Genomic DNA, 25,347 nt, shown 5'->3' with positions numbered 1-25,347 from the left:
GCGGAGCTCCTTCCGTCGGCCATGGCTGGCCGTCGAACGGAGCATCTCAGCGGGGTTGGGGGTGCGTCGTCCATCCGCAGAGCCAACCGGGACCCCTACCGCAGTACCGTCGCGGAGTCGCGCGACGCACAAGCTCAGGGCGCGAGCTCAGGGCGCAGGCTCGACCAGTCCGGCGTCGAACGCCAGGATCACCGCGTGCACCCGGTCGCGCAGCCCGAGCTTGCTGAAGATCCGGCTCACGTGGGTCTTCACGGTCTGCTCGGCGATGTAGAGCTCGGCGGCGATCTCGCCGTTGGAGCGGCCGCGGCCGATCAGCACGAGGATCTCGCGCTCCCGATCGGTGAGGTCGGCCAGGGCGAGCACGTGGCGGCTATTCGCGGGGCGCTGAGCGGCGAACCGTTCGAGGAGGCGTTTGGTGACGCGCGGAGCGAGCAGCGCATCCCCGGCCGCGACCACCCGCACAGCCTGCACGAGATCTTCGGGCAGGGCGTCCTTCAGCAGGAACCCGCTCGCGCCCGCGTTCAGAGCATCGTGCACGTAGTCGTCGGCGTCGAACGTCGTGAGCACGAGCACGAGCGGGCGATGCGGCTCTCCGCGGCTCGGATGGACGAGCTCGCGGGTCGCGTCGATGCCGTTCATGGTCGGCATCCGCACATCCATCAGCACCAGGTCGGGCCGCAGCCGCCGGGCCGCCTCGACCGCTTCGGCTCCGTCGGCCGCCTGCCCGACGACCTCGATATCGTCTTGCGCGTCGAGGATGGCGGCGAAGCCCGCCCGCACCATCGCCTGATCGTCGGCGATGAGCACGGTGATCGTCATGCGGTTCCTCTCGGGGTCGGAAGGGGCAGCGTAGCGCGGACGACGTAACCGCCATCGTCGGTGCGCGCCGCTTCCAGTGTGCCGCCGAGGAGCACGGCGCGCTCGCGCATCCCGCGGATCCCGTGGCCACCGGTGTCGGGGGCGGGGGCGGATGCGGGGCGTCCGGGCGCGCTGCCGTTCCGCACCTCGACGTCGATCGCCCCGTCGGCGGCGTCGAGCAGCACGAGGGTGTCTGCCCCCGTGGCGTGCCGGGCGACGTTGCTCAGCGACTCCTGCACGATCCGGAAGACGGTGAGTGAGAGGGCGGGATCGAGCGCGTCCATCACCGTGGCGGGGATGCGGTTCTCCAGACGCACCGCTCCCCCGGCGCGAGCGAGCTTGCCGACGAGGGCGTCCACATCCGCGATGCCGGGTTGAGGCGCGAGATCGACGGCCGTGTCCTCGCTGCGGAGCACACCGAGCAGCCGGCGCATCTCCCCCATCGCGTTGCGGGCGGTGGCCGCGAGGTCGTCGAACTCCGCAGCAGCCTCCTCGCTCAGCGACGGGATGCGGTACCGGGCCGAGGCCGCCTGCACCTGGATCGAGGACATCCCGTGAGCGACGACATCGTGCAGTTCGCGGGCGATCCGGGTGCGCTCTTCCGCGATCTCGCGCCGGGCCAGCTCGGACGCCGAGACCTGCTGCTCCCTCAGCAGTTGCTCCCGCACCGCACGCCACTGGGTGATGAGCAGCGCAGCTACGAGCACGGCGCCGGTGATGGAGGTGAAGACGATCAGATCCGCCAGGGCTGGGCCGCCGTTGGTCGGAGAGCGCAGCGCGGTGAGGCCGACCAGGACCGCGCCGACCACGCCGGCACCCCATCCGATCAACCCGGTCCGCCAGTCGGAGCGGATCGTGGCGAAGAGGATGGTGACCGACTGCGCGACCATCGACGTCACGGCGATCGGCCACGGACTCTGCCCGTCCTGCGCGGCTGCGAGCGCGAAGGCGATCACGGCCGCGACGGACAGGGCCATCGCCGTTCGGGGCAGGACGATGGCGAGCAGGATGGCGCCGCCCTGAATCACCGCGAGCAGGAGCGCGGCGACGACGTTGATGCCGTAGATCGTCGAGCCGAGGGATGCGCTCAGCGCCACCAGGGCGAGGGCCGCGGTGCCGCCGACACCCCACATCAGCACGAGCAGGGGATCGAGACGCTGCCGCACGGGTGCTGCGGTCGCTGACATCTCACTCATTGTTCCCTCACCTGGCTCAGAACGGTGCCGCTCGCGCGGCGCTTGGCGGCGATCCGGATCACCGCATCCACGACGACGCCGGTGACCAGCCCCATCCCGATGCCGACCAGCATCCCGAGCAACGGGTTGCCGTGCAGCCACTGGCCCGCGAGCACTCCCACCGTAACCGAGTAGAGCGACCAGGAGAGCCCGGCGATCACCGAGAGCCCGAAGAATCGGGGACGGGAGAATCCGGATGCACCGGCGACGAGATTCACCGCGACCCGCCCGACCGGCACATAGCGCGCCGTGAGCAGCAGTGCTGCCGCCCGCCGGTCGAGCCCGCGACGGGCCCAGCCGAGTGCGACCCGGATGCGGGGCCGCTGCATCCACCGGAACCGGTCGAGACCGACGGCCCGGCCGATCGCGAACGTGAGGTTGTCGCCGAGGATGGCGCCGACCGCGGCGCACGCGATCACGGCGGCGATCACCGGCTGCCCGAGGTAGATGCCGGCCGCCGCCGCAGCGATCACGATCGACTCGCTCGGCACCGGCGGGAAGAAGGCGTCGACGAACACGACCCCCAGCACGACGAGGTAGATCCACGGGGATGAGGCTGCGTGCGCTATGAACTCGTTGACGGCATCCACGGGCGCCCTCCTCTCGGTCTCGGGGGCGGACGTGCTCCGCCGCTTCGAGGCTAGGAAGGAGGGGTGCGCGACCGCGTCACCCGCCGGTACGGATGCGCCCCCTACGGCGGAGTGATATCCGTGCCGATCCGCGACACCCCGCCACACCTGACGACCCTGTCGGTGGTGCGGCGCAGAATCGTCGGCATGAGGACAGTGTTGATTTGCGAACGGTGTGACGGAACCGGCGCCGACCCGGTCCAGCGCGAAGAAGAAGTGCTGCTCTGCGTCGAGTGCGGTGGCGACGGCTGCCACGTCACGTACCTGGCCGAACTGCAGCAGACGGCTTAGCGCGCGAGCAGGGCCTCGAGCGCGTTGAGCTCGTCCTGGAGCGCGCCGCCTTCGTGCGCGTTGTACGGCCAGACCGTGATCTCCTTGTCTGCCGCGTACGAGTTGTACGCCGCGAACACGGTGGAGGGCGGGCAGGTCGGATCCATGAGCGCCGTCGAGAACAGGGCCGGGCTCGCCGCCCGTTTGGCGAAGTTCACGCCGTCGAAGTAGCGAAGCGTCTCGAACACCGTCGAGGCCTTGTCGCGGTGCACGGCGAGGTAGCGCACGATCTCCTGGTACGGGTAATCGTCGGTGATCGTGGTCGCGCGGGGGAAATCACACAAGAAGGGCACGAAGGGGAACGCGGCGTGCAGGTCGGGTACGAGCCCGGCCACCGCGAGTGCGATGCCGCCGCCCTGGCTGAATCCCAGCACAGACACGCGCGACGGATCGACGGACGGCAGTGAACGAGCCGCCTCGACGGCACGCACGGCGTCCACGAAGACCCGGCGGTAGTAATAGGTCTCACGGCTTTCGATGCCGCGCGTCATGACGCCGGGATACGCCGGTCCCGAACCGTCGGGGTCGGGGGTGTCGCCGGAGCTCCAGGACGAGCCCTGGCCGCGGGTGTCCATCTGGAAGTGAGCGAAGCCGGCGGATGCCCAGAGCAGGTTCTCGACCGCATGCCCGCGTCCTCCGCCGTAGCCGACGAACTGCACGAGTGCCGGCAGCGGAGCCTCGGCACCGGCCGGAACGCGCAGCCACGCCTTGACCGGCTGCCCCCGGTATCCGGAAAAGGTCACGTCGAAGATCTCGACGGTCTTCACGGGACTCGAGACGGGCTCGACGGTGACCTCGAGCGCGAACGCGCGGGACTCATCCAGAGTGTCGGCCCAGAACTCGTCGAAGTCGGCAGGGTCGAGCTGGCTTCCGGAGTATTCGCGCAAGTCCGCTTCGGCGAGGTCTGTGAACATGGATCCACTTTATTGGGTGCGAACCGGGCGCTCGCCGCCGGCACCGCACACCTCAGGTGCGGTGCCGGCGGTCGGGCGCGTCAGCGGGTGTAGATGCCCTCCGGGGTGACGAAGACCGAGACGGTCGCCGTGCTGTTGGCATCGTTCAGGCGCGTCGTGTCGACGACCAGGTACTCACCGTCGTCCTGCGTGCCGTTCGGAAGCACCTTCTCGTGGAGTTCCCACGGCGCGGCGGCGTTCGAGACCCCGTCGATGCCGAAGTCGTTGTCATTGCTGACCACGAGCGTCTTGCCAGCGTCGGTCGTCGCGACACCCTCGACCTTGTCGTGCCCGAAGAAGCCGCCCGTCGGATCGAGCTTCGTCAGCAACGCCCCCAGGTCGACATCGGTCTGCTTGCCGACCGGCGTGATCCCGACCGATGCGAGCGCCGCGGTCGCCCCTGCAGTGTCGGCATCGGCGACATAGGCGTCGATGCTCTTCGCGGGCGACCCGACCAGGAGGCCGCCCTTGGCTGCGTCGTAGTGCGCGCCGCTCACCGATGAGGCCGGTCCGACATCCGTCGCCTTCGAGATGTCGATGGCGTAGAGCTGCTTGAACGCGTTGGGCTCGAAATTGCCGTCGCGCTCGTCGACGATGAATCGCGTGTTCGACACGGCCGTGATCTCGCTGACCGCCCCCGCGTTCTTCTTCGGGTCGGTCAGCAGGTAGAGGTACTCGTGCACCTTGTGGTTCTTGAGGCCGTACGTGACGATCCGCAGCGTGGTCACGTTGGCGGCCTTTGCCTTGAGGTCGGGCGTCTGCAGGGCGGACTGCATCATGCCGACCAGCGTCGAGCCATCGGGAGTGATCGTCAGGCCCTCCATGCCCTTGTTCGGCACGCGCATCGCGAGCTCGGCGGGCAGGCCCTCACCGAACGGCGAGAGGCGATCGAGCTGCTTTCCGTTGCGGTCGAAATGCGTGATGAAGGGCCCGTACTCGTCGGAGACCCAGAACGTCCCGTCGCGCAGAGCGACCAAGCCCTCCGAGTCGTATCCGTTGGGGCTCGCAGCCAACGGCTTGCCGTTCAGATCGACGATCGCCTCACCCGTGTTCGCCTGCGTGTTGACCGCTCCGTTGTACGGCGTGCCGTTGGCGGCCCGGAGAGGGATCGAGCGCTCGAGCACCGCTTTTCCGTCGACCAGCCGGAAGCGGCCGATCGCGGGATCGAACGTGGGAAGGGGTTCGACCTTTGTGACGCCGTCGGGCGCGGTGACGTTCGGGCCGCGGTCCGTCAGTCCGTAGAACTCGTCCGAGGAGCCGGGTACAGGGGTGAGCGAGGAGCCGTAGGCGCCGCCCGTGATCGAGACACCGCCGATGGTGGCCAGAGCGGGAAGGTGCGTGCGGTACAGCTTGACAGCGTCGTTGACCGTGTAGCTGAAGGTGTCGACTCCGGTGAAGCCGGCGGCAGGCACGTAGCTGAACGTTCCGTCGTCGTTCAGGGTCAGCGATCCGTGAGCCGGAGAGGTGTGGGAGACGATCGTCGCGGCCGGTCCGCGGTCGTTGCGCAGCACGCTCGTGCGGGCGTCCAGGGTACGACCGGAGGAGAGAAGGTAGGCGTCGTCGACGGCGGACGCGACGGAGGGCTGATGGGATGCCGGCGGCTTGGCGGGGACCGCTGCTGCCGCTCCGCCGGCGAACAGTGACAGTGCGACACCGCCCGCCACGACGGCTCCGACAGTGGAGATCACGGAACGGTTCATACGAGGTTCCTTTCGAATCGCGAGGCTCGGGCGATCGCCGAGGCCAGCGGGAGTCTGCTCGCCGGCGGTAGCCGGATCGCATACTGGCGGTGTCCGTTCGGAGCGTGTCCCCTGAACGAGGGGTGAAGCCGGGCCAGGGATTTAGACTGGGGTCATGGCAGATTCAACGTTCGACGTGGTCAGCAAGGTCGACAAGATGGAGGCCGACAACGCCCTCAATCAAGCCCGCAAGGAGGTCGAGCAGCGCTACGACTTCAAGAACGTGGGCGCGTCGATCGAGTGGAGCGGCGAGAAGGTCCTCATGAAGGCCAACACCGAGGAGCGCGTGAAGGCGGTGCTCGAGGTCTTCGAGTCGAAGCTCATCAAGCGGGGCATCTCCCTGCGCTCGCTCGACACCGGGGAGCCGTTCGCCTCCGGCAAGGAGTTCCGCATCGAGTCGAGCCTGAAGAACGGGATCGAGCAGGACGCCGCCAAGAAGATCTCCAAGCTCATCCGCGACGAGGCGCCCAAGACCGTCAAGGCGCAGATCCAGGGCGATGAGCTGCGGGTCAGCTCGAAGAGCCGCGACGACCTCCAGGCGACCATGGCGCTCCTGAAGAACGCCGACCTCGACGTGGCCCTGCAGTTCGTCAACTTCCGGTAGGCCCCGCCCCGCTGCTCACGTCAGGTAGGCGCGCAGCCACTGCGTCATCCGCGTGTACGCCTGCTGCCTCACCGGCATCCGCGACAGGAAGACGTCGTGGAGGGCTCCGTCCAGGCGGGTCACGGTGACCGTCGGGGCGAGCTTCAGGGTACGCTGTGCGATGTCCTCGACGACGAGCACGATGTCCGAGCTCATCATCTCGGGCGTCCATCGCGGCAGGATGGTCGATCGTGCCGAGAGCATCGTGAGCACGGGCGCATCGATAGACAGGCCCGTCGCGACCTGAGCGTGCCCGGCCAGCACTGCGTTCAGCCACGCCGGATGCACAGCGAACCCCCTCGCCGGACGCCAGGCCAGGTCGTAGTCCCATTCACCGTCCATGGTCGCCGACACCGATCGGGTGTAGAACCCGAGATCGACGTTGGGCAGCGCGGAGCGCGGGTCGACTCGCGCCTGCAGCCCGACGATCGGCGCCAGCGCCGCCCGCCCGACCGAGTGCCCCTGGAACTCGAGCCATGGGCTGTTCAGCAGGAGCGCATCCGCCCTCCCGCGGTGCCGGTTCGCCCACAGGCTCACCGTGAGGCCGCCCGTGGAGTGACCGAAGAGCACGAGCCTGCGCCGGTGAGGGCGTGCGGTGCCGGGATGCGCACCGCCGGCGCCCTCTCCGTGGCCGATCACCGTGAGCGCCGCCTCGAGCTCCTCGTCGTAGGCGGCGAGATCCTCGATGTACCCCGGCGTCTGCCAGGGACGCAGACTGCGCCCGTACTTACGCAGGTCGAGCGCGAAGAAGCGGGCGCCGATGCCGTGCCAGTACTCGGCGAGCTCGCGATGGAAGAAGTAGTCCGACCATCCGTGCACGTAGAGCACGTCGGTGTTCTCCGCCTCCTCCCGCCCGAAGCGCAGGTCGGCGAGCCTCGGGCCGGGCGCGTAACGCACCAGAGTCGCGACGACCTCCCCCTCGGCGTCCGGCTCGAGCGGAAGTGTCAGCTGCTCAAACGGCTCCCCGAGCACATCCGGTTGCCAGTTCGCTTCTCGCGTCATTCACCTAGGGTGCCAGGCGCGCCGACCGCTGACCAGGAAAGGTTCAGGGCTTGCCGTTGGAGACGCGCACCATCTCGTCTCGCGGCACGACCTTCACGCGCACGCGACCGCGCTGCGCGCCGAGGCCCAGCTCGTGGGCGTCGAGGTTGTGCCAGCCGTCGAGATTCGTGTACTCCACAGACCGGGAGTCGAGGAGGTCGACCACGGACTGCTCGGACGGGTCGGTCGGCGACCACCAATTGCCCTGATCGTTGATCACGTGCTTGATCGTCTCCATCGCGTCCGACTTGGTGTGGCCGATGAGCCCGACCGGCCCTCGCTTGATCCACCCCGTCGCGTACACGCCGTACATGCGCTCGTTGTCTTCGTTGCGAAGCACCTGGCCCTCGTGATTCGGAATCACACCGTGCTCGTGATCGAACGGGATGCCGTCCAGCGGAGACCCGAAGTAGCCGACCGCCCGGTAGAGCGCCTGAACGGGAACATCGCGGATCTCGCCGGTTCCGCGAACGCCGCCTTCGCCGTCGGGCTGAGTGCGTTCGTAGCGGAGAGCGGCCACGTTCCCCTCACCGTCCGAGACGACCTCGAGCGGTTTCGCGTAGAAGTGCAGGTGCAGGCGCCGGGATGCCGCCCCGACCTCGCGCTGACGCCATTTCTGGAGCACACGGTCGATGACCATGACCTGCTTGTTGCTCGCGATGGCCGCTTTCGACGCGTCGTCGTAGTCGAAGTCCTCGTCGTACAGGATCATGTCGACGTCATTGAGCTCGCCCAGCTCCCGCAGCTCCAGCGGCGTGAACTTCACCTGGGCCGGCCCGCGGCGGCCGAAGACGTGAACATCGGTCACGGGCGACGACTTGAGGATCTCGTAGACGTTGTCGGGGATCTCGGTCGGCAGCAGGTCGTCCGCGTGCTTCGAGAGCATGCGGGACACATCCAGAGCCACGTTGCCGTTGCCGATCACGGCGACCGACTGGGCTTCGAGCGGCCAGGTGCGGGGCACATCCGGATGCCCGTCGAACCAGCTCACGAAGTCGGCGGCGCCGTACGATCCGTTCAGCTCCACGCCCGGGATCTCCAGCTCGGCGTCATGGATGGCACCGGTCGAGAAGATCACCGCGTTGTAGTGCTTCTTCAGGTCGTCGAGAGTGATGTCCTCTCCGTACTTCACGTTGCCGAAGATACGGATGTCACCGCTGTCCAGAACCTCGCGGAGGGCGGTGATGATCCCCTTGATGCGCGGGTGGTCGGGCGCGACCCCGTATCGCACGAGTCCGTACGGTGCCGGAAGCTGCTCGAAGAGGTCGATGGAGACATCGAAGCTGCGCTCCGCCTTGAGCAGGATGTCCGCTGCGTAGATACCGGCGGGGCCGGCGCCGACGATGGCCAGTCGCAATTTGGTCATTCGTTGTTTCTCTCTCGCTCAGCTCGAACGTTCCACGATGGTTTCCGCGAACCGGGTCAGAGCCTTCTTCACGGGACCTCGCGGCAGGGGTGCGAGCGCCTCGACTGCTTCGCGCGCCCACTGGTGCGCTTCGTCGAGTGTCTGCTTGGTCACGTCGTGGTCGCGAAGGGCGGCGATCGCCGCCGTCGCCTCAGGGGTGATGGTGCCGTCGTCGACGGTGCCGATCACATCGCGTTCGAGACGCTCGAGGAGGGCGCGGGCATCCGCATCCGTCGCGGCGCGCTGGCGCAGACGAAGCAGCGGCAGGGTCGCCACACCTGCACGCAGGTCGTTGCCCGGGGTCTTGCCCGTCTCCTTCACGCCCTTGGCGGAGAGGTCGATCACGTCGTCGATCAGCTGGAACGCCACGCCGACCTTCTCGCCGAACGTCACGACGGGCTGCTCGTACTCCTCCGGGGCCTTCGAGAAGACGACGCCCATCTGCGCTGCGGCAGCGATGAGCGAACCGGTCTTGTCGGCGAGCACCTGGATGTAGTGCTCGATCGGGTCCTCGCCGTCCTGAGGTCCGATGGTCTCGTGCAGCTGGCCGAGGCAGAGCCGTTCGAACGTGTCGGCCTGCAGCGTGATCGCGCGCTCGCCGAGCGCTGCGACCATCTTGCTGGCGCGGGCGAAGAGCAGGTCGCCGGTGAGCACCGCCACGGAGTTTCCCCAGACGAACTGTGCGCTCGGCACTCCGCGGCGCATCTGCGCGTCGTCCATGACGTCGTCGTGGTAGAGCGAGGCCAGGTGGGTGATCTCGATCGCTTCGGCCGACGAAAGCACTTCGGGGGTGTTCCCCGCGCCCAGCTGGGCGGTGAGCAGCGTGAGCATGGGCCGCACCCGCTTGCCACCCGCCTCGAGCAGGTAGCGTGCGGTGACATCGGCGAGGTTGTCGGCGAACCGCATCTCCGAGTGCAGGCCGTCCTCGACGAGAGCCAGCCCGGCGTCGACTGCCGAGGCGAGCTCTCTGTCCTCCCCGGAGGCGAAGATCTTCTCGCTCAGGCCGATCTGGCTCGACAGCGACGCGGGTCGCCGCACAGCCGGAACGCTTGAAGCCACTACTCCCCCTTGGGTGGAACGGTCGGCGTTGCTCGCGGATTCGATTCGAGGCCCGGCTTGCGTCCGCGGTGGAGCGCGACGATGCCGGCCGTCAGATTGCGGTAGGCCACATCTTCGTAGCCCGCCTCGCGGAGCCAGTCGGCGAGCACCAGCTGGCTGGGCCACGCTTCGATCGAGTCCATCAGGTAGTCGTAGGCGGCCGGATTCGAGCTCGCGACGCGGGCGAGCACGGGCATCCCGTAGCGGAGGTAGGCGGAGTATCCGGCCCGGATGAGCGGAACCGGCGGCTGGGAGAACTCGCAGATCACGAGGCGGCCGCCCGGCTTGGTCACGCGGAGGAATTCGGCGAGCGCCTGCTTGGGATCGACGATGTTGCGCAGGCCGAACGAAATGGTGACGGCGTCGAACTCGCCGTCGGCGAAGGGCAGCGCAGTGGCGTCGGCCTGCACGAACTCGACGAACGGGTTCGCGGCCTGTCGCACGCGGCCGACCTCGATCATGCCGGCGGAGAAGTCTGCAGCCACGACGCGGGCGCCGTTCTTGGCGAGGGATGCGCTCGACGTTCCGGTGCCGGCGGCCACATCGAGGATGCGCTCGCCCGCGCGGGGGTCGACAGCACGCGTCGTCGCCACGCGCCAGAGCACTGCGTTGCCCATCGAGAGGACGTTGTTGGTCCGGTCGTAGTGGGTCGACACCTCGTCGAACATGGCGGCGACCTGCTCGGGCTGTTTACTCAGGTCGGCCTTACTCACCCCACTAGCTTAGGCGGCGGCCGGGTGGCGCGCATTTCTCCGGCATCCGAACACGCGGCGGGCCCCCAGCCGGCGTGCATCCGTCGCTCAGCGTCGCGGGCGTAGTCTGTTCCGGTGACATCCACAGCGACCACGCCGCGGGCGTCGAGCGCTACTGCGCTCTCGGTCGAGACCATCCCCCTCGACGACGTCCGGCAACTCATCCCCTTCCTCGATGCGCGGCACCCGCTGCTCTGGAGCCGCAAAGGCGAAGGATTGGCCGGCATCGGCACCGCGCTGCGGCTGGAGTTCTCGGGGGCCGACCGGATGCGCACGGCCGCGACAGCGTGGGCCGAGGTCGTGAGCCGTTCGGCGGTGGTCGACCCGATCGCCAAGCCGGGCACCGGCCTCGTCGCATTCGGCACGTTCACCTTCGCCGACGACAGCGAGCTGCCGAGTGTGCTCATCGTTCCGGAGGTCGTGATCGGCCGGCGCGACGGGCGCAGCTGGATCACGCACATCCGGCCGATCGAGACCGACGGCATCCCCGAGTCTTCGAAGCCGCGACGCGGCAACCCCGAGCCGACCCCGTTCGGCGACGAGTATCGGCTGTCCCTGCTGCCGGGAACCCTCGACAAGGAGGGGTACAAGGATGCGGTGGCCGCGGCGGTCGATCGCATCCACGACCACGAGCTGAGCAAGGTCGTCCTGGCCCGCGACCTCGTCGGCCATCTGCCGCTCGAGTCCGACCTGCGGCGAGCCCTGGTCGAGCTCGCCTTGGGCTACCCCGAGTGCTGGACCTTCGCCGTCGACGGCCTGGTGGGCTCATCGCCGGAGACCCTGGTTCGCGTCGACCACGGCGCGGTGAACGCGCGTGTGCTCGCCGGCACAATCTCGCGTGGTCGCGATGCAGCCGCAGACCATGACGCCGCCGTCTCCCTCGCCACGAGCACGAAGGACCAGGACGAGCACCGCTACGCCGTCGAGAGCGTGATCGCGGCGCTCGCCCCGCACAGCTCCGGACTCACGGCCAGCGAGATGCCGTTCACCCTCAAACTGCCCAACCTGTGGCACCTCGCCACCGACGTCGCCGGCACACTGAGCGACGGATCCACCTCCCTCGATCTGATCGACGCGCTGCACCCGACCGCCGCGGTGGCCGGCGCGCCGACCGCGGATGCCGTGGCCCTCATCCGGCACCTGGAGCCGTTCGACCGCGGGCGCTACGCCGGCCCGGTCGGCTGGGTCGGCGCCGACGGCGACGGAGAATGGGCGATCGCGCTGCGTTCCGCCCAGATCGCCGAGACCGGCGACCTCACCGCCTATGCCGGGTGCGGGATCGTGGCAGACTCCGACCCCGAGCGCGAACTCGCGGAGACCACGATGAAGTTCCGGCCGATCGTCGAAGCCTTCGGCTGATCCTCGAAACCCCTGACCCGGCCGTCGGGCGGATCAGGATGCGGCGAGCCGCGCCTTCTGCGCCTCCACGTCGAACGTCGCCTCCGGCCAACCGAGATCGAGAGTCTCGAGCGCCCGGATGAGCAGGTGCTGAACCGCGAGCCTCGCGTACCACTTGCGGTCGGCCGGCACCACGTACCAGGGCGCGTACTCGGTCGATGTTCGGTCGAAGACGATCTGGTACGCGTCCTGATACTCGTCCCACAGCTCTCGCTCGTCGATGTCCGCCGGATTGAACTTCCAGTGCTTTTCCGGCCGATCGAGTCGGTCGGCGAGGCGGGACCGCTGCTCGTGCTTGCTGATGTTCAGCATCACCTTGACGATGGTCGTGCCGGCGAACTCCAGCTCCTTCTCGAAGTCGTTGATGGCCGAGTAGCGACGCTCGATCTCCTCGGGCGGCGCGAGCTGTCGCACTCGGCCGATCAGGACATCCTCGTAGTGGGAGCGATCGAACACCCCGAGGTGGCCGACGGCCGGCGTCTCCTTCGCCACGCGCCAGAGGAAGTCGTGGGCGAGCTCTTCCGGCGTCGGCTTCTTGAAGCCCGTGTAGTGCGCGCCGGCAGGGTCCACCGCGCCGACCACATGAGCGACGATCCCGCCCTTGCCCGCGGTGTCCATCCCCTGCAGCACGAGGAGCACACTGCGCCGCTCGCCGACGGTGCCCGCCGCGAACAACCGCTCCTGCAGGTCGCCGAGGATCTCCGCGCCTTCAGCGAGCGCTTCCTTCCCCTCCGCCTTGCCGGCGTCGAACCCGAAGTGGGCGTCGGTCGGCTGGTCCGCGAGCACGAAGCCGTCCCCCACCCGCAGGAATTCGTCGGGTTCGGTCGTCCAGAAGCTTTCGCGGCCCATGATGTCTCCTCGTCGGCGAGTGTGTTCATCGTACGATCGCGCATCCCTTTCCGGCACCCGGATGCGCCCACCGTCTAAACGGAACGCGTCTGGTCCAGCACCGGTTCGAACGCGTCCGGCGGATAGAAGGTCACCGTCGATCCGGCGCCCTCGGGCAGGAGCAGGGTACCGAACTCCGCTTCGGCCTGCGGGTCCTCGAAGACGAGGTCGATCGTCTCGCGCCAGCGGCCGTCGGCCATCCGCTGCACCGTGGCCTCCCACGTGACGCCGGGAGTCTCCTTCGCCTGCAACCGGAAGTGGACGCCGACGGCACGGCGCCGCTTGAGCAGCGAGAGAAGGCCGCGGTAGACCGTCATCCGCTCGACCGAGGTGAACCACGGGCGCAGGGAGCGCACCAGCACATCGGCGTTCCAGAGAATGGTCGTCGCGAAGCCCGCTCGCGATTGGTAGACATCCACGGCGATCACGCCCGGGATTCGTCGCAGCGTCTGCCGCAGAGTGCCGCGGGTGATCCCCTCCTCCACCGTGCTGTGCAGGTAGAACGGCACCGACGGCCGCGCGACGGACGTGGAGGTGCGCAGAGCGGCGTGATCGACGAGCCGCTGGCCCGGGCCGAAGAACACCCGCAACTGCGTGAGCATCGCCTTCACCCGCTCATCCGGTGGCTCGGCTTCGAGCAGAGCGGCCGTGTCGGCGTAGGCGGTCGACTGGTGCAGCACCCCGAGTCGGAATCCGACCGGCAGCGGAGGCCCGGCCTTCACCGTCACGACGTCGGCGGTCCCTGTGACCGTCGGAGGCGCATCCTCGCGGTCGACCGGATTCTCGCGGCCCTCGATCCGGGGCACGATGTCGAGAACGTGTTCGATCGCGAGCACCCGGATGCCCTCCGGGATCGCTACGCGGCCGAGCGGCGTCCCCCCGACGACCAGATGCGAGATCGTGAAGCCCTCTTCCGCTGCCCGCACGGCCACCTGAGCGGCGACCATCCCGCCGAGGCTGAAGCCCGCGAGGAGCACGGGCTCTCCGGGGCGGATGCCCGCCTCGCGCATCGTCTGGAGGCCAGCCCGGGTGGCGGTCGCCTCGCCCTCCGCCCCGATGACGAGGTCGGCGGTGAGGTCGTTGGGAGCGACTCCGGCTCGTGGATGCCAGGACTTGGTGCTCGGAAACTGCACGATCCAGTGCCGCAGCCCGGTCGCATCCCGTCTCGAGCTCACCCTGATCAGCGCGACGTCGGCCCGGTCGTCGAGGTCGGGATCGCAGAGGTCGTCGATCTCGCGTTGACTGACGAACAGCTCGCGGAGGCCGGTGATCTGCCGGCGACGGAGGGCGCCCGCGGCGAGGCCGGGATAGCCGAGCGGGTCGGGATACGGCTCCAGGTCGAGCCCGAGCAGTTCGGCCGGCACGTCGACGATCGTGGGGGCGGGGCGGTAGTCGTGGGGAGCCGCCGGATCCCGCCACCAGTCGAGGAAGTCCCGGATGTGCGGAAACGACTCCGCGAGGTATTCGTCGTACCCGAGGGTGCGCACACCGTGCCCATCGCGAAGCAGGCCGCGCCGGTGCCCCAATCCCACAGCCTTGCGCAGGATGCCCGAGAGCGTGAACACGGCGACGTACGGTCGCGCGCGCCACCGCGGCGCGACGATCCCGACCAGGCTCACGAGCAGCGCAACCGGTGCCAGGAGGAATCCGGTGAGGCGGGCTGCGGCGCCGACGACCCTCGGAGCGGAGGTCAGGTAGAGCGAGCTGAACGCCAGCGTTCGCGCGGACCGGCCGAGAGGCGGCCGCAGACGGAACGGATACGGGATGCGGCGCATCCGCTGCACCGCGAACCAGACCCACACGGCGAGCGTCCCGATGAGCCAGCCGATCGCGGCGACCACCCACACCACCACAGCCAGGAGCAGCAGGACGAGGCCGATCGCCAGCATGATCGGAGCGCCGACGATCAGGGCCGCGACGAACACCGCGCGTCCGGCTGCTCCGCGTCCGCGCCAGGTGTACGGGCGAATCTGGGGCAGCATGGCGTCAGCCTAACGCCGACCCCCGGCAGCGCCTGTCTCCGCGCCGGCATGCGTCATCGTGCTCGTTTCCGGTGACACGTTCTTCCGCAATGCGGGTAGACCTCGGGAAATCCATTGGCAGATGTAATATTCATGTATGCCTGTACCCGCGACCGAAGCCGTGAACCCCCGGCGACTCATCCGAGACGAAGTGTTCCTTCGTCTGCTCGACGCGATCGTCGACGGCGACCTCCTGCCGGGCGAGCAGCTCTACGATGCCGAGATCGAGAAATGGGTCGGGGTCTCCCGCACGCCCGTTCGCGAAGCACTGAACCAGCTCGCAGGGATGGGACTCGTCGAGATCCTGCCCCAGAAACGCACGAGGGTCACCCCGATCGACCCCGAGCGCCTGCGTGGCCTGATCGCCACGCTCGGTACGCTGTTCCGCAGCGTCGTGCGGGATGCCACACCGCTCCTCACCGACGGTGACAAAGAACAGCTTCTCGCCCTGCTCGCGCGCATGAACAGCGGCGAAGACCTGGCTGCGCTCGTCAAGGAGCGCGCGGCGACCGAGTCCGTCATGTCGGTCTACGTGCGACGGCTCGACAACAAGACGATCGCGCGGCTCGCCACCCGCCACCTGCCCGAGATCCGCCGGGCGCTCAACGCCGCGCCGAGCCCCGCTTCCTTCGAAGCCGGCATCCCCTTCCTCACAGCCACGATCGAGGCCTCGGTGGCCGGGGACGTCACGAAGGCGACCGAGGGGGTCTCCGGCTTCTGGAACACCGCGCTCGCACAGCTCGTCGACGAGTACGCCGCGACCGCGAAGAAAGAGATCTGATGCCGCTTCCCGTCAAAGACACCCAGCCCGTCGAGCGTCAGCTCCTGCGCGACGTCGTCTACCAGCGCCTGCACGAGGGCATCCTCGACGGCACACTAGAGCCGGGCGAGACCCTGCTCGACGAGAAGCTGACCGCCTGGCTCGGTGTCTCGCGTACGCCGGTGCGCGAAGCGCTCATGAAGCTGGCCGACATCGGCCTGGTCGAGATGGCGCCCAACCGCTACACGAGAGTCGCCCCGATCGACCTGCGCGCGATCGACGAAGCGATCTACACGTCCGGCATCCTCCACGAGCACGCGGCCCGCACTGCAGTGGGATCCATGGACGCGGCGACCATCGGACGCCTCGAGAGGTTCGCCAAGAACATCAAGAAGCACGCCAAGAGCAAGGACCTGCCCGCGCTCGGCCGCTCGCTCAACGACTTCTTCCTGGAATTCGAGCGCTCGACCGGCAACACCGTGCTGGTCACGGTGAGCGAGGGCCTCAGCCCGCAGCTCCTCCGCTACATCAGCGTCTGGCAGCTCCCATTCGGCACCGACGACATCCCGGGCAAGGTCGCGGAGATCGCCGAAGCGGCTAGAGCGCATGACGCAGAGAAGGCGGGCGAACTCATCCACGCCCTCTACGAGCCGGCCCGGAAGCAGTTCCTCGACGAGTACCGGCGTACCGACGCTGAGATCGACGAGAACCCGATCGTCTGACCGGAACCTGTGGCGGGGCCGCTCAGACCTCGAAATCGACGGCTGAGCGGGCCCCGACCACCGACCTGATGTACGCGGCGACCGTTTCATGGTCGGGATGCGCGACATAGCGTGCGAGCGCATCCGCATCCTCGAAATCGCTGATCAGCACGACGTCGAAGTTCGCCCCCGGCGCCAGCACGTTGACTCCCACCTCGAGCGCGAGGATCTCGGGGATCGACGGCGGAAGGCTCTCGAGCCCACGCTTGATCGCAGCCGCCTGCTCCGTGCGCTCGGCAGGATCGGTCGTGGCGAGCTTCCACGAGACGACGTGGCGGATGGTCATACGGCCTCCAGGAGTGCGGTTCTGAGGCGCGTTGGGTCGACGCGCCAGAAAGTGTGAACGCGTCCGTCGATGAGCACCACGGGGATCTCCTCCACGAAACGCTCGTGCAGCACGGCGTCGTCGAGGATGCTCCGCTCGCCGACCGTCACCACGGGCGCGTCGTCGGGCAGGTCGGCGATGACCGACCGGATCACTTCTCGGGCGTCATCGCACAGGTGGCAGCCCGGCTTGCCGATGAGGGTGAGCTCGACATTCGTCACCCGAACAGCCTAGCCAAACGGATGCGCGAATCCGCCCCTCGTGGACGCGCAGCAAAAAGCGCCGACCCCCGAAGGTGCCGACGCTCGAGCTGCAGACGACGAGGTCTACTTCTTGTTGCGACGCTGGTGACGAGTCTTGCGAAGCAGCTTGCGGTGCTTCTTCTTCGCCATACGCTTGCGACGCTTCTTGATAACGGAACCCACGTAGACCTCACAAAGATAGGGGGTTGGCCGCGGAATGCGCGGCGACACAAGGTAGCAGTCTACCCGACGTCAGGCCGTGTCGGCGACGTGGTTCTCCAGGGCGTGCGAGACGGCCGATTCCGGCACGCGGAAGGAGCGGCCGAAACGGATGGCCGGCAGCTCGCCCGAGTGCACGAGCCGGTACACGGTCATGCGGGAGACGCGCATCATGTCGGCCACCTCGGCGACCGTCAGGAAGCGCACATCCGAGAGATCGCGTGCCATGTCTGCTTGGTCCTCTTGTCCAGGCCCGACAAATCGGGTCCGCCCTCAATCGTACCCGCGCTCGACGGGTAGTGAGTGGAAACTCTAGGGCCTCAGCGGCCTCGGCGTAAAGAGCGGGCTTCCGCGCAGAGCGACCGGATCAGTCGCGGCGCCACTTTCGCGGCGTCACGCGTTCGACGGCCGTGGTGACGCGGTGGCTCGTGTCGGCGAACACCTTGCCCACGGTACTGGCGAACTCGCGCGTCTCGTCCGCCAGGTCCACTCCGAAGCCGACGGTGTCGAGGTCGGTCGCGACGAACGGGATGATCCAGTCCTCGACGGCCTCCAGTGGCTCGGAGTCGAGACGGTAGTACCGGTGCTGGCCCTCCTCGCGCACCGAGACGAGCCCCGCATCCCGGAGCACCTTCAGATGCTTGGAGACGGTCGGCTGGCTCAATTCGAGCGTCGAGACGATCTCGGAGACGCTGATCTCGCCGGAGGAGTGCCCCTCTTCGGCGTGACGATCTTTGAGCACCCCCAGGATGTCGCGCCTTGTAGCGTCGGCAATCACGTCAAAGATGTCGGCCATCCCCCCAGGCTAGTCATTCGCCCAGCGGAGTACCATGTCAAGCTGTCGCAAGGGAGGAACGGACCATGCGAGCGACATCGACAGTCAAGCGTCCGGTCATGCCTTCGGCCGGGCGGCTCCGCGAAGCTCTTACCGGCTTCGCCAATCGCAGCCCCTCGCGGTTCGCGATCCTGGTGTTCGCGGCGCTCATCCTCGTGTTCACGCTGCTGTTCTCCCTGCCGATCGCGACGGTGGACGGCTCGACCACACCGCTCGCAGACGCGCTGTTCACGGCCGTATCGGTGATCTGTGTGACCGGCCTCTCCACGGTCGACATGGCGACCCACTGGTCGGTGTTCGGGCACATCCTCGTGTACACCGGCGTGCAGATCGGCGCGGTCGGCGTGCTGACGATGGCGAGCATCCTCGGCCTCATCGTGTCGCGGCGGCTCGGACTCCGCGCCAAGCTGATCGCCGCAAGCGACAGCAATCCGCTGCGCATGCACGCGGGACCGGTCGCCGAAGGCCAGGCCGTGCGACTCGGCGACGTGGGCAAGCTGCTGACGACGGTCGCGCTCAGCATGGTCGTGATCGAGGGCGCCGTCGCACTTCTGCTGTTCCCACGGATGCTGATCGCCGGCATCGACGTCGGAACCGCCGCGTGGGAGAGCCTCTACTACTCGGCCATGGCGTTCACGAACACCGGATTCGCCCCCAACGCCGAGGGGCTGACCCAGTTCTCCGAGGACTTCTGGTTTCTCGGAGCCCTGATGATCGGCGTCTTCCTCGGTGCGATCGGCTTCCCCGTGATCCTCGCCATCGCGACGAACCTGCGCAAGAAGCGTCGCCGCTGGTCGATCCACGTGAAGCTGACCGTGTGGACGTCGCTGATCCTGCTCGTCGCCGGCGCGCTCCTCTACATCGTGCTCGAGTACGACAACCCCAAGACGTTCGGGCATCTGGATGCGGGCCACACCGTCTTCCAGTCGCTGTTCCTGTCGACGATGGCCAGGTCGGGCGGTTTCTCGACCATCCCGATCGACGACCTGAACGGGTCGAGCATCATGGTCACCGACATGCTGATGTTCATCGGTGGCGGCTCTGCGTCCACCGCGGGCGGTATCAAGGTGACGACACTGGCGGTGCTGTTCCTGGCCGCGTTCGCCGAGGCGCGCGGCGTCGAGACGATGGACTCGTTCCGCCGGCGCATCCCCATCGACGTGCTCCGGTTGTCGGTGGCGGTGGCGCTCTGGGGAGCGACGATCGTGGCCGTGTCGAGCATCCTGATCCTGCAGATCACCAAGGCCTCCCTCGATCATGTGCTGTTCGATGTGATCTCGGCGTTCGCGACCTGCGGGCTGTCGACCGGGCTCACCGAGCAGCTGCCCGACGCCGGTGTGTACATCATGGCCGCGACGATGTTCTGCGGACGCGTTGGTACAGTGACACTCGCCGCGGCGCTGGCCCAGAGCCAACGCAAGCAGCTGTTCCAGAACCCTGAGGAGAGGCCGCTCGTTGGTTGACAAGATCAAGCACAACGCTCCCGTGCTCGTGATCGGTCTCGGCCGTTTCGGCGCCGCAACCTCGGGCGAGCTCGACCGCCTCGACCGCGAAGTACTCGCCATCGACACCGATGCGGCACTGGTGCAGAAGTGGGCCGACCGCGTGACCCACGCCGTGCAGGCGGATGCGCGTTCTATCGAGACGCTGCGCCAGATCGGCGCCGAGGACTTCTCCGTCGCGGTCGTGGCCGTCGGCTCGTCGATCGAGGCGAGCGTGCTGATCACGGCCAACCTGGTCGACCTGAAGATCCCGCAGATCTGGGCGAAGGCGATCTCGCAGTCCCACGGCAAGATCCTCGAACGCATCGGCGCCAACCACGTCATCTACCCCGAAGCCGAAGCCGGCGAGCGCGTCGCGCACCTCGTCTCGGGCCGGATGCTCGACTTCATCGAATTCGACGACGACTTCGCCCTCGTCAAGATGTACCCGCCGAAGCCCATCCGCGGCGTCAAGCTCGGCGAATCCGGCGTGCGATCGAAGTACCACGTCACCGTCGTCGGGGTGAAGTCCCCCGGCAAGCCCTTCACCTACGCGACGGCCGAGACCACCGTCTCCAACCACGACCTCGTCATCGTCGCCGGCACAGCCGCCGACATCGAGCGCTTCGCCGCCCTCGACGCCTGACCCGCCCCGCCCCCAACTCTCGAGTCCACGAATTGTCCGCGGACTCGGCTGTTTTCGGCGTACTTCGTGCGTACTCGACGGGAGGGCTGTGGATAAGTTCTGCGGTCAGCCCGCGGGATGCGGTTGGGTGGGCGCATGGGCGGGTTCAGAACAAGGGATGCATTGGCTGCAGGCATCCCGCGGGCGGCACTGTACGACGGGCGGTATCACAGACCGTTCCACGGGATGCGGACGCAGCGCCAGCCGGACGGTCACGCCGAGCTCTGTCGTTCAGCCACGCTGATCCTTCCCGGTGGGGCGGCGTTCTCGCATCGATCCGGCGCCGTTCTGCACGGAATGCCGCTCCCCCGACGCACTCTTCCCGAGCAGGTCGAGGTCAGCGTCTTCGAGCCGGACCGTCCACCTCGGCTGCGCGGAATCCTGGGCCACCAGCTCACGTCGAACGGGCAACGAGTCGTGAATGTCGACGGGATGCGCGTCCTCGCGCCCGAAGAGGTCTGGGTTCAGCTGGGTGCTCTCCTCAGCCCCGACGAGCTGACGGTCATCGGGGACTATCTCGTCACGGGCGACGAACCGTACAGCGGCAGCCCGCCTCCGATCGCTCGCGAGCAACTCGATGGAGCACTTCGCCGTCACGGCCGCCATCGAGGAGTGCGCAATCTACGGCTCGCCGCTGCGCGTATCCGTTACGGATCGCTTTCACCGCAGGAGACGCGCATACGGCTCGCGTTGGAAGACGCCGGGCTCCCTGCGCCGGAACTGAACTATCGCGTCGCTGGGCCAGACGGCGAGACCGCGGCGATGATCGACTTGGCCTATCCCGCCTACCGGGTCGCGATCGAGTACCTGGGTGACCACCACCGCAGCACGGCAGAGGCATACCGCAAAGACATCCGACGTCGCGAATGGCTGGTCGAAGAGGGGTGGGACGTCATCTTCGTGACCGCCGCCGACCCGTTCTCCGACGTTGCACGCCGCGTCCGCACAGCCCTCCGCCGATCTCTCACGAAGTAGCAGCCGAGTCCACGAACTATCCGTGGACTCGACGCTTTTCGGGCGATTTTGTGAGGACTCGACGCGCAGCTAGGACGCGGCTAGTTCGCGGGCTCGGGCCAGGGCGGCGTCGGTGGCGCGAGCGAAGAGGTCGGCGAGGTGCGCGGATTCGAGGACCTGGATGGCGCGCTCGGTGGTGCCGCCGGGGCTGGTGACGCGGCGGCGGAGTTCGGCGGGGTCCTCCCCCGAGGTGACGAGGAGCTCGGACGCCCCGAGGAAGGTTCCGTTGACGAGCTGTGCGGCCTGCTCCGCCGTGAAGCCCTTGCCGATGGCCGCCTGGGTCAGCTGTTCGACGAGGTAGAAGACGTAGGCCGGGCCGGAGCCGGAGATGGTGCTCAGCGCATCCAGCTGCGATTCGGGCACCTCCACCACCTCGCCGACCGTCTCGAAGAGGGCGCGCACGAGGGCGAGATCGTCGGGCTGCGCGCGGGTGCCGCCGCTGATGCCGGTGACCGCCTTGCGCACGATCGCGGGCGTGTTCGGCATCGAGCGCACCACCGAGACGGTGTCGGGCAGCAGCGACTCGAAGGTATCGATCGTGACGCCGGCCGCGACGCTGACGACGATGGCGCCCGGGGTGAGGGATGCGCCGATCTCGCGGAGGAGGTCGGGCACCATCGCGGGCTTCACGGCGACCAGCACGATGGCTGCGCCGTCGACGGCGAGCCGGTTGGCGGCGGCATCCTTCTCGGTCGCGTACGCGGTGACCCCGCGCAGGGGTTCGAGCTCTGCCGCCCGTGCTTCCGACCGGTTGGTGACCCGGATGCCGCCCTCGACGGTGACGCCGGGGGCGACGAGCCCGGTGAGGATGGCGCGGCCCATCGATCCGGCCCCGAGGAGGGCGATCGTCGGCAGCGTGACGTTCTGCGTGTCGGTCATGCGGCCATCCTAGGATGGAGGCCATGAGCGCATCAGGTGGGACCAGGGCGATTATCGCGGCCTTCGCCGCCAACCTGGGCATCGCTGCTACCAAGTTCATCGCCTGGTTCTTCTCCGGCTCGTCGTCGATGCTCGCGGAGGGCGTGCACTCCCTCGCCGACTCCGGGAATCAGCTGCTCCTCCTCCTCGGCGGACGCAGGGCGAAGAAGGAGGCCGACCGCGAGCATCCGTTCGGCTACGGGCGCGAGCGCTACGTCTACGCGTTCGTCGTCTCGATCATCCTGTTCTCGGTCGGAGGCGTGTTCTCGCTCTACGAGGGCTTCGAGAAGATCACTCACCCGCATCCGCTCGAGAACTGGTGGCTGCCGATCCTGGTGCTGCTGATCGCGATCGGCCTCGAGTCCTTCTCCCTTCGCACGGCCGTCCACGAGTCCCGCCCGCACAAGGTGGGTATGTCGTGGGTCCAGTTCATCCGGCGCGCCAAGGCGCCCGAACTGCCGGTGGTCCTGCTCGAGGACGTCGCCGCACTCACCGGTCTGGTCTTCGCCTTCATCGGCGTCGGCCTCACCGTGGTGACGGGCAACGGGGTCTGGGATGCGATCGGCACCCTCCTCATCGGCGCGCTGCTCATCGTGGTCGCGATCATCCTGGGCATGGAGACGAAGAGCCTCCTCGTCGGCGAGGGTGCGAGCGACGCCGACGTCGACGCGATCGAGAAGGCGATCCTCGACGGTGACGAGGTCGAGCGCATCATCCACATGAAGACCCTTTATCTCGGCCCCGACGAGCTGCTCGTCGGCGCCAAGCTCGCCGTGTCGGGCGAGCACCGGCTCGCGGATGTCGCCGCCGCCATCGACTCGGTCGAGCGCCGCATCCGTGCCGCTGTTCCCGCCGCCCGCGTGATCTACATCGAGCCCGACGTGTGGATCGACCCGAACGAGAAGCACCCCGCGACCGACACCATCGTGATCAAAGGTCTCGAATGACGACGGATGCCCTGGCCGGCGTGCCCGCTACGACCGACCCAGCCCGCCCGGCGCGCACCGCACTCGTCCTGCAGCACGACCCGAGCATCCACCTCGGCAACATCGGACCGGTGCTTCGCGAACACGGCTACGACGTACGCGTGGTGGATGTTGCGGTCGAGGATGTCGCCACGATCGACCCGTCCGAACCCGATCTCGTCGTCGTTCTCGGGGGCGAGATGGGCGCGTACGAGACCGACGAGTTCCCCTTCCTCGCGGCGGAGCAGTCGCTCCTGCAGCAGAGGATCAGGGAGGAGCGCCCGACCCTCGGCGTGTGCCTCGGCGCCCAGCTGATCGCGGGCGCCCTCGGCGAACGCGTCTACAAGGGCGACACGATGCAGATCGGGTACCGGCGCGTGCAAACCACGGAAGCGGGCGCCGGGTCCCCGATCCGGCACTTCGACGGAGTCCCCGTGGTCGAGTGGCACGGCGACACATTCGAGCTGCCCGCGACCGCGACCCTGCTCGCGTCGTCGTCCGACTACTCCAACGAAGCCTTCGCCATCGGCCGGTTCACCCTGGCGGTCCAGTTCCACCCCGAGGTCACCGACCAGATGCACGAGCAGTGGGTCGCCGAGGGGTACAACGAACTCGCTGAGCACGCGCTCGACGCCGATGCCCTGCGCGCCGACAGGGAACGCTACTCCGCGGCGATGCAGGATGCGTCGCAGCGGGCGTTCTCGGAGTGGCTGTCGCAGTTGCCCTCACCCGAACCGCGCGAGCGCCCGGGACGTCAGCGCTTGGCGCGGAAGAAGTCGAGCAGCAGCTCGGCGCAGTCCTCGGCGAGCACTCCGGCGTAGACCTCGACACGGTGGTTCAGCCGGCGGTCGCGCAGCACGTCGTAGACGGAGCCCCCCGCGCCCGCCTTCTCGTCCCACGCTCCGAACACGACCGTCGGAACCCGCGCCGCCAGCACGGCGCCCGCGCACATCACGCAGGGCTCGAGCGTGACGACGAGCGTGCATCCCTCCAAATGCCAGTCGTCACGCGATGCGGCGGCCTCCCGCAGCGCGAGCACCTCGGCGTGCGCGGTCGGGTCGTTGCGCAGCTCGCGCTCGTTGCGTCCGGTGCCGATGACGACGCCGTTCTCGTCGAGCACCAGCGCCGCGACCGGAACGTCGCCCGTGCCGAAGGCGAGACGGGCGTCGGCGATGGCAACGCGCATCCATTCGGCGTAGACGGGAGGAACGGGCAGACTCAAGCAGGCACTCCAGACGAATATGTTCGGTAGCCTTGAGCCTATGCGCGTTCACGTTGCCGACCACCCTCTCATCACCCACAAGCTGACGGTGCTGCGCAACAAAGAGACGCCGTCTCCGGTGTTCCGCGCCCTCACCGAAGAACTCGTCACTCTGCTCGCCTACGAGGCGACCCGCGGCGTGCGCGTCGAACCGCAGGAGATCGAGACCCCGGTCACGAAGACCGTCGGCGTGAAGCTGAGCGAGCCGCGCCCGCTGGTGGTCCCCATCCTTCGCGCAGGCCTCGGGATGCTCGAGGGCATGGTCAGGCTCATGCCTACCGCAGAGGTCGGCTTTCTCGGGATGGTCCGCAATGAGCAGACCCTCGAGCCGACGACGTACGCCGAGCGCCTCCCCGAAGACCTCTCCGACCGTCAGTGCTTCGTGCTCGACCCGATGCTCGCCACCGGCGGCTCGCTGGGCACGGCCATCGAATTCCTCTTCAACCGCGGCGCCGTGGATGTGACGGCCATCTGCATCCTCGCCGCGCCCGAGGGCATCGCCGCACTCGAGAAGGCCACCGAGGGCCGCGACGTCACCATCGTGCTCGGCGCGCTCGACGAGCGCCTCAACGAGAACGGCTACATCGTGCCGGGTCTCGGAGACGCGGGAGACCGCCTCTACGGCACGGTCTGAGCGGCCGTCACGCGCCGCAACAAAGCGAAACAATTTGACATCGCGCGTCACTGTTCGCTTTACTTGCGGGTATGACTGACAACTCGCGCACCCTGACCTCCTTCGAGGCCCCTGGGAATGCCGGCATGATGATGCCCGGCAGCGCTTCGGTCATGTGTTGCCGAATGTGTCGCTAATCTGACGACCCTTCGCCGAACCAGCCGGCCGCCGACCCACTGAGTCGAGCCAGGCCCTTGGTTCCCGGATGCGCCACACTC

29 protein-coding genes are annotated in these 25,347 nt (G+C 68.0%); 11 read left to right on the top strand and 18 right to left on the bottom strand.

Annotated features, from left to right (window positions below; translation table 11 throughout):
• Positions 1-147: 147 nt before the first annotated feature.
• From ACFVV0_RS04170 to ACFVV0_RS04160, 3 genes are read right to left on the bottom strand one after another with little or no spacing between them, the layout of a single operon-like run.
• On the bottom strand, positions 148-819 hold the full coding sequence (locus tag ACFVV0_RS04170; RefSeq protein WP_387058623.1) for a response regulator: 672 nt from the start codon (positions 817-819) through the stop codon (positions 148-150).
• Entirely contained in the window at positions 816-2,045 is a 1,230-nt protein-coding gene (locus ACFVV0_RS04165; protein WP_387058621.1) for a sensor histidine kinase, read from the bottom strand. The genes ACFVV0_RS04170 and ACFVV0_RS04165 overlap by 4 nt, the downstream gene beginning before the upstream one ends.
• Before the next feature lie 5 nt (positions 2,046-2,050).
• Positions 2,051-2,683, bottom strand: coding sequence for a DedA family protein (locus tag ACFVV0_RS04160; protein WP_387058618.1), 633 nt, complete (start codon positions 2,681-2,683; stop codon positions 2,051-2,053).
• 63 nt (positions 2,684-2,746) lie between these two features.
• Between ACFVV0_RS04160 and ACFVV0_RS04155 the strand changes: the two genes are divergently transcribed.
• Entirely contained in the window at positions 2,747-3,013 is a 267-nt protein-coding gene (locus tag ACFVV0_RS04155; RefSeq protein ID WP_387058615.1) for a hypothetical protein, read from the top strand.
• Here ACFVV0_RS04155 and ACFVV0_RS04150 read toward each other — a convergent pair.
• Together ACFVV0_RS04150 and ACFVV0_RS04145 are read right to left on the bottom strand one after the other, a co-directional pair.
• Positions 3,010-3,966, bottom strand: a complete 957-nt coding sequence (locus ACFVV0_RS04150; RefSeq protein WP_387058612.1) for an acetylxylan esterase — start codon at positions 3,964-3,966, stop codon at positions 3,010-3,012. The two genes, ACFVV0_RS04155 and ACFVV0_RS04150, sit on opposite strands and share 4 nt — an antisense overlap.
• 80 nt (positions 3,967-4,046) lie before the next feature.
• Positions 4,047-5,705 (bottom strand): esterase-like activity of phytase family protein, encoded by a 1,659-nt coding sequence (locus ACFVV0_RS04145; RefSeq protein ID WP_387058610.1) that lies wholly within the window; start codon positions 5,703-5,705, stop codon positions 4,047-4,049.
• A gap of 154 nt (positions 5,706-5,859) precedes the next feature.
• On the opposite strand from ACFVV0_RS04145, the gene ACFVV0_RS04140 reads away from it, so the two are divergent.
• Positions 5,860-6,348: a YajQ family cyclic di-GMP-binding protein gene (locus tag ACFVV0_RS04140; RefSeq protein WP_387058607.1), complete on the top strand. Its 489-nt coding sequence runs from the start codon at positions 5,860-5,862 to the stop codon at positions 6,346-6,348.
• Positions 6,349-6,363: 15 nt separating this feature from the next.
• On the opposite strand, the gene ACFVV0_RS04135 is transcribed toward ACFVV0_RS04140, so the two are convergent.
• Genes ACFVV0_RS04135 through ACFVV0_RS04120 form a run of 4 tightly spaced genes read right to left on the bottom strand, consistent with a single transcriptional unit; the run spans position 6,364 to position 10,644 of the window.
• Positions 6,364-7,389, bottom strand: coding sequence for an alpha/beta hydrolase (locus ACFVV0_RS04135; RefSeq protein ID WP_387058604.1), 1,026 nt, complete (start codon positions 7,387-7,389; stop codon positions 6,364-6,366).
• 43 nt (positions 7,390-7,432) lie between these two features.
• On the bottom strand, positions 7,433-8,794 hold the full coding sequence (locus tag ACFVV0_RS04130; RefSeq protein WP_387058601.1) for an FAD-dependent oxidoreductase: 1,362 nt from the start codon (positions 8,792-8,794) through the stop codon (positions 7,433-7,435).
• 18 nt (positions 8,795-8,812) lie between these two features.
• Positions 8,813-9,892, bottom strand: a complete 1,080-nt coding sequence (locus ACFVV0_RS04125) for a polyprenyl synthetase family protein (RefSeq protein WP_387058598.1) — start codon at positions 9,890-9,892, stop codon at positions 8,813-8,815.
• Entirely contained in the window at positions 9,892-10,644 is a 753-nt protein-coding gene (locus ACFVV0_RS04120) for a class I SAM-dependent methyltransferase (protein WP_387058595.1), read from the bottom strand. Before ACFVV0_RS04120 ends, ACFVV0_RS04125 begins: the two co-directional genes overlap by 1 nt.
• 114 nt (positions 10,645-10,758) lie before the next feature.
• Here ACFVV0_RS04120 and ACFVV0_RS04115 point away from each other — a divergent pair, with 114 nt between their 5' ends.
• Positions 10,759-12,042, top strand: coding sequence for an isochorismate synthase MenF (locus ACFVV0_RS04115; protein WP_387058593.1), 1,284 nt, complete (start codon positions 10,759-10,761; stop codon positions 12,040-12,042).
• Positions 12,043-12,075: 33 nt separating this feature from the next.
• On the opposite strand, the gene ACFVV0_RS04110 is transcribed toward ACFVV0_RS04115, so the two are convergent.
• Together ACFVV0_RS04110 and ACFVV0_RS04105 are read right to left on the bottom strand one after the other, a co-directional pair.
• A complete protein-coding gene (locus ACFVV0_RS04110; RefSeq protein WP_387058590.1) occupies positions 12,076-12,930 on the bottom strand; it encodes a PPK2 family polyphosphate kinase in 855 nt (284 codons plus the stop codon).
• Between the two features lie 74 nt (positions 12,931-13,004).
• A complete protein-coding gene (locus ACFVV0_RS04105) occupies positions 13,005-14,951 on the bottom strand; it encodes a hypothetical protein (RefSeq protein ID WP_387058588.1) in 1,947 nt (648 codons plus the stop codon).
• Positions 14,952-15,087: 136 nt separating this feature from the next.
• On the opposite strand from ACFVV0_RS04105, the gene ACFVV0_RS04100 reads away from it, so the two are divergent.
• The gene (locus tag ACFVV0_RS04100) at positions 15,088-15,771 is read left to right on the top strand and encodes a GntR family transcriptional regulator (protein ID WP_387058586.1); all 684 of its coding nucleotides are present in this window, start codon (positions 15,088-15,090) and stop codon (positions 15,769-15,771) included.
• Positions 15,771-16,472, top strand: coding sequence for a GntR family transcriptional regulator (locus ACFVV0_RS04095; RefSeq protein ID WP_387058583.1), 702 nt, complete (start codon positions 15,771-15,773; stop codon positions 16,470-16,472). Before ACFVV0_RS04100 ends, ACFVV0_RS04095 begins: the two co-directional genes overlap by 1 nt.
• Before the next feature lie 22 nt (positions 16,473-16,494).
• Here the strand turns inward: ACFVV0_RS04095 and ACFVV0_RS04090 are convergent, their stop codons facing one another.
• From ACFVV0_RS04090 to ACFVV0_RS04070, 5 genes are all read right to left on the bottom strand, one after another.
• Positions 16,495-16,797, bottom strand: coding sequence for a Dabb family protein (locus ACFVV0_RS04090; RefSeq protein WP_387058580.1), 303 nt, complete (start codon positions 16,795-16,797; stop codon positions 16,495-16,497).
• Entirely contained in the window at positions 16,794-17,057 is a 264-nt protein-coding gene (locus tag ACFVV0_RS04085; protein WP_387058577.1) for a glutaredoxin family protein, read from the bottom strand. Before ACFVV0_RS04085 ends, ACFVV0_RS04090 begins: the two co-directional genes overlap by 4 nt.
• Positions 17,058-17,162: 105 nt before the next feature.
• Positions 17,163-17,261, bottom strand: coding sequence for a 30S ribosomal protein bS22 (locus tag ACFVV0_RS04080; RefSeq protein ID WP_003792170.1), 99 nt, complete (start codon positions 17,259-17,261; stop codon positions 17,163-17,165).
• Between the two features lie 69 nt (positions 17,262-17,330).
• On the bottom strand, positions 17,331-17,525 hold the full coding sequence (locus tag ACFVV0_RS04075) for a helix-turn-helix domain-containing protein (RefSeq protein ID WP_387058574.1): 195 nt from the start codon (positions 17,523-17,525) through the stop codon (positions 17,331-17,333).
• 139 nt (positions 17,526-17,664) lie between these two features.
• A complete protein-coding gene (locus ACFVV0_RS04070; protein WP_387058571.1) occupies positions 17,665-18,093 on the bottom strand; it encodes an ArsR/SmtB family transcription factor in 429 nt (142 codons plus the stop codon).
• Between the two features lie 65 nt (positions 18,094-18,158).
• On the opposite strand from ACFVV0_RS04070, the gene ACFVV0_RS04065 reads away from it, so the two are divergent.
• The 3 genes from ACFVV0_RS04065 to ACFVV0_RS04055 all read left to right on the top strand — a co-directional run bounded on the left by ACFVV0_RS04065 (position 18,159) and on the right by ACFVV0_RS04055 (position 21,273).
• Positions 18,159-19,595: a TrkH family potassium uptake protein gene (locus ACFVV0_RS04065; RefSeq protein WP_387058569.1), complete on the top strand. Its 1,437-nt coding sequence runs from the start codon at positions 18,159-18,161 to the stop codon at positions 19,593-19,595.
• Positions 19,588-20,259, top strand: a complete 672-nt coding sequence (locus ACFVV0_RS04060) for a potassium channel family protein (protein ID WP_387058566.1) — start codon at positions 19,588-19,590, stop codon at positions 20,257-20,259. The genes ACFVV0_RS04065 and ACFVV0_RS04060 overlap by 8 nt, the downstream gene beginning before the upstream one ends.
• 135 nt (positions 20,260-20,394) lie before the next feature.
• Positions 20,395-21,273, top strand: coding sequence for an endonuclease domain-containing protein (locus ACFVV0_RS04055; RefSeq protein ID WP_387058562.1), 879 nt, complete (start codon positions 20,395-20,397; stop codon positions 21,271-21,273).
• A 69-nt stretch (positions 21,274-21,342) separates the two neighbouring features.
• On the opposite strand, the gene proC is transcribed toward ACFVV0_RS04055, so the two are convergent.
• Complete coding sequence (proC, locus tag ACFVV0_RS04050) at positions 21,343-22,191, bottom strand: pyrroline-5-carboxylate reductase (RefSeq protein ID WP_387058559.1); 849 nt, start codon at positions 22,189-22,191, stop codon at positions 21,343-21,345.
• Between the two features lie 23 nt (positions 22,192-22,214).
• Here proC and ACFVV0_RS04045 point away from each other — a divergent pair, with 23 nt between their 5' ends.
• Together ACFVV0_RS04045 and ACFVV0_RS04040 are read left to right on the top strand one after the other, a co-directional pair.
• On the top strand, positions 22,215-23,177 hold the full coding sequence (locus ACFVV0_RS04045) for a cation diffusion facilitator family transporter (protein WP_387058556.1): 963 nt from the start codon (positions 22,215-22,217) through the stop codon (positions 23,175-23,177).
• Positions 23,174-24,016, top strand: a complete 843-nt coding sequence (locus ACFVV0_RS04040; RefSeq protein ID WP_387058553.1) for a glutamine amidotransferase — start codon at positions 23,174-23,176, stop codon at positions 24,014-24,016. Before ACFVV0_RS04045 ends, ACFVV0_RS04040 begins: the two co-directional genes overlap by 4 nt.
• Here ACFVV0_RS04040 and tadA read toward each other — a convergent pair.
• A complete protein-coding gene (gene tadA, locus ACFVV0_RS04035; protein ID WP_387058550.1) occupies positions 23,950-24,381 on the bottom strand; it encodes a tRNA adenosine(34) deaminase TadA in 432 nt (143 codons plus the stop codon). The two genes, ACFVV0_RS04040 and tadA, sit on opposite strands and share 67 nt — an antisense overlap.
• Positions 24,382-24,457: 76 nt before the next feature.
• Here tadA and upp point away from each other — a divergent pair, with 76 nt between their 5' ends.
• Complete coding sequence (gene upp, locus ACFVV0_RS04030) at positions 24,458-25,090, top strand: uracil phosphoribosyltransferase (protein WP_387058547.1); 633 nt, start codon at positions 24,458-24,460, stop codon at positions 25,088-25,090.
• The last annotated feature ends 257 nt before the right edge of the window (positions 25,091-25,347 follow it).

Origin of the sequence: Leifsonia sp. NPDC058230, from assembly GCF_042882245.1 — a bacterium.
GTDB lineage: Bacteria > Actinomycetota > Actinomycetes > Actinomycetales > Microbacteriaceae > Leifsonia.
The sequence above is the reverse complement of the archived record's forward strand: the minus strand, read 5'-3'. Positions and strand labels throughout refer to the sequence as shown.

Coding starts and splice junctions, on each gene's coding strand:
- ACFVV0_RS04170 (WP_387058623.1), bottom strand. CDS start 819: ATGACGATCACCGTGCTCATCGCCGACGATCAGGCGATGGTGCGGGCG.
- ACFVV0_RS04165 (WP_387058621.1), bottom strand. CDS start 2,045: ATGTCAGCGACCGCAGCACCCGTGCGGCAGCGTCTCGATCCCCTGCTC.
- ACFVV0_RS04150 (WP_387058612.1), bottom strand. CDS start 3,966: ATGTTCACAGACCTCGCCGAAGCGGACTTGCGCGAATACTCCGGAAGC.
- ACFVV0_RS04145 (WP_387058610.1), bottom strand. CDS start 5,705: ATGAACCGTTCCGTGATCTCCACTGTCGGAGCCGTCGTGGCGGGCGGT.
- ACFVV0_RS04140 (WP_387058607.1), top strand. CDS start 5,860: ATGGCAGATTCAACGTTCGACGTGGTCAGCAAGGTCGACAAGATGGAG.
- ACFVV0_RS04135 (WP_387058604.1), bottom strand. CDS start 7,389: ATGACGCGAGAAGCGAACTGGCAACCGGATGTGCTCGGGGAGCCGTTT.
- ACFVV0_RS04130 (WP_387058601.1), bottom strand. CDS start 8,794: ATGACCAAATTGCGACTGGCCATCGTCGGCGCCGGCCCCGCCGGTATC.
- ACFVV0_RS04110 (WP_387058590.1), bottom strand. CDS start 12,930: ATGGGCCGCGAAAGCTTCTGGACGACCGAACCCGACGAATTCCTGCGG.
- ACFVV0_RS04105 (WP_387058588.1), bottom strand. CDS start 14,951: ATGCTGCCCCAGATTCGCCCGTACACCTGGCGCGGACGCGGAGCAGCC.
- ACFVV0_RS04100 (WP_387058586.1), top strand. CDS start 15,088: ATGCCTGTACCCGCGACCGAAGCCGTGAACCCCCGGCGACTCATCCGA.
- ACFVV0_RS04095 (WP_387058583.1), top strand. CDS start 15,771: ATGCCGCTTCCCGTCAAAGACACCCAGCCCGTCGAGCGTCAGCTCCTG.
- ACFVV0_RS04090 (WP_387058580.1), bottom strand. CDS start 16,797: ATGACCATCCGCCACGTCGTCTCGTGGAAGCTCGCCACGACCGATCCT.
- ACFVV0_RS04075 (WP_387058574.1), bottom strand. CDS start 17,525: ATGGCACGCGATCTCTCGGATGTGCGCTTCCTGACGGTCGCCGAGGTG.
- ACFVV0_RS04070 (WP_387058571.1), bottom strand. CDS start 18,093: ATGGCCGACATCTTTGACGTGATTGCCGACGCTACAAGGCGCGACATC.
- ACFVV0_RS04065 (WP_387058569.1), top strand. CDS start 18,159: ATGCGAGCGACATCGACAGTCAAGCGTCCGGTCATGCCTTCGGCCGGG.
- ACFVV0_RS04055 (WP_387058562.1), top strand. CDS start 20,395: ATGGGCGGGTTCAGAACAAGGGATGCATTGGCTGCAGGCATCCCGCGG.
- proC (WP_387058559.1), bottom strand. CDS start 22,191: ATGACCGACACGCAGAACGTCACGCTGCCGACGATCGCCCTCCTCGGG.
- ACFVV0_RS04045 (WP_387058556.1), top strand. CDS start 22,215: ATGAGCGCATCAGGTGGGACCAGGGCGATTATCGCGGCCTTCGCCGCC.
- ACFVV0_RS04040 (WP_387058553.1), top strand. CDS start 23,174: ATGACGACGGATGCCCTGGCCGGCGTGCCCGCTACGACCGACCCAGCC.
- tadA (WP_387058550.1), bottom strand. CDS start 24,381: ATGCGCGTTGCCATCGCCGACGCCCGTCTCGCCTTCGGCACGGGCGAC.
- upp (WP_387058547.1), top strand. CDS start 24,458: ATGCGCGTTCACGTTGCCGACCACCCTCTCATCACCCACAAGCTGACG.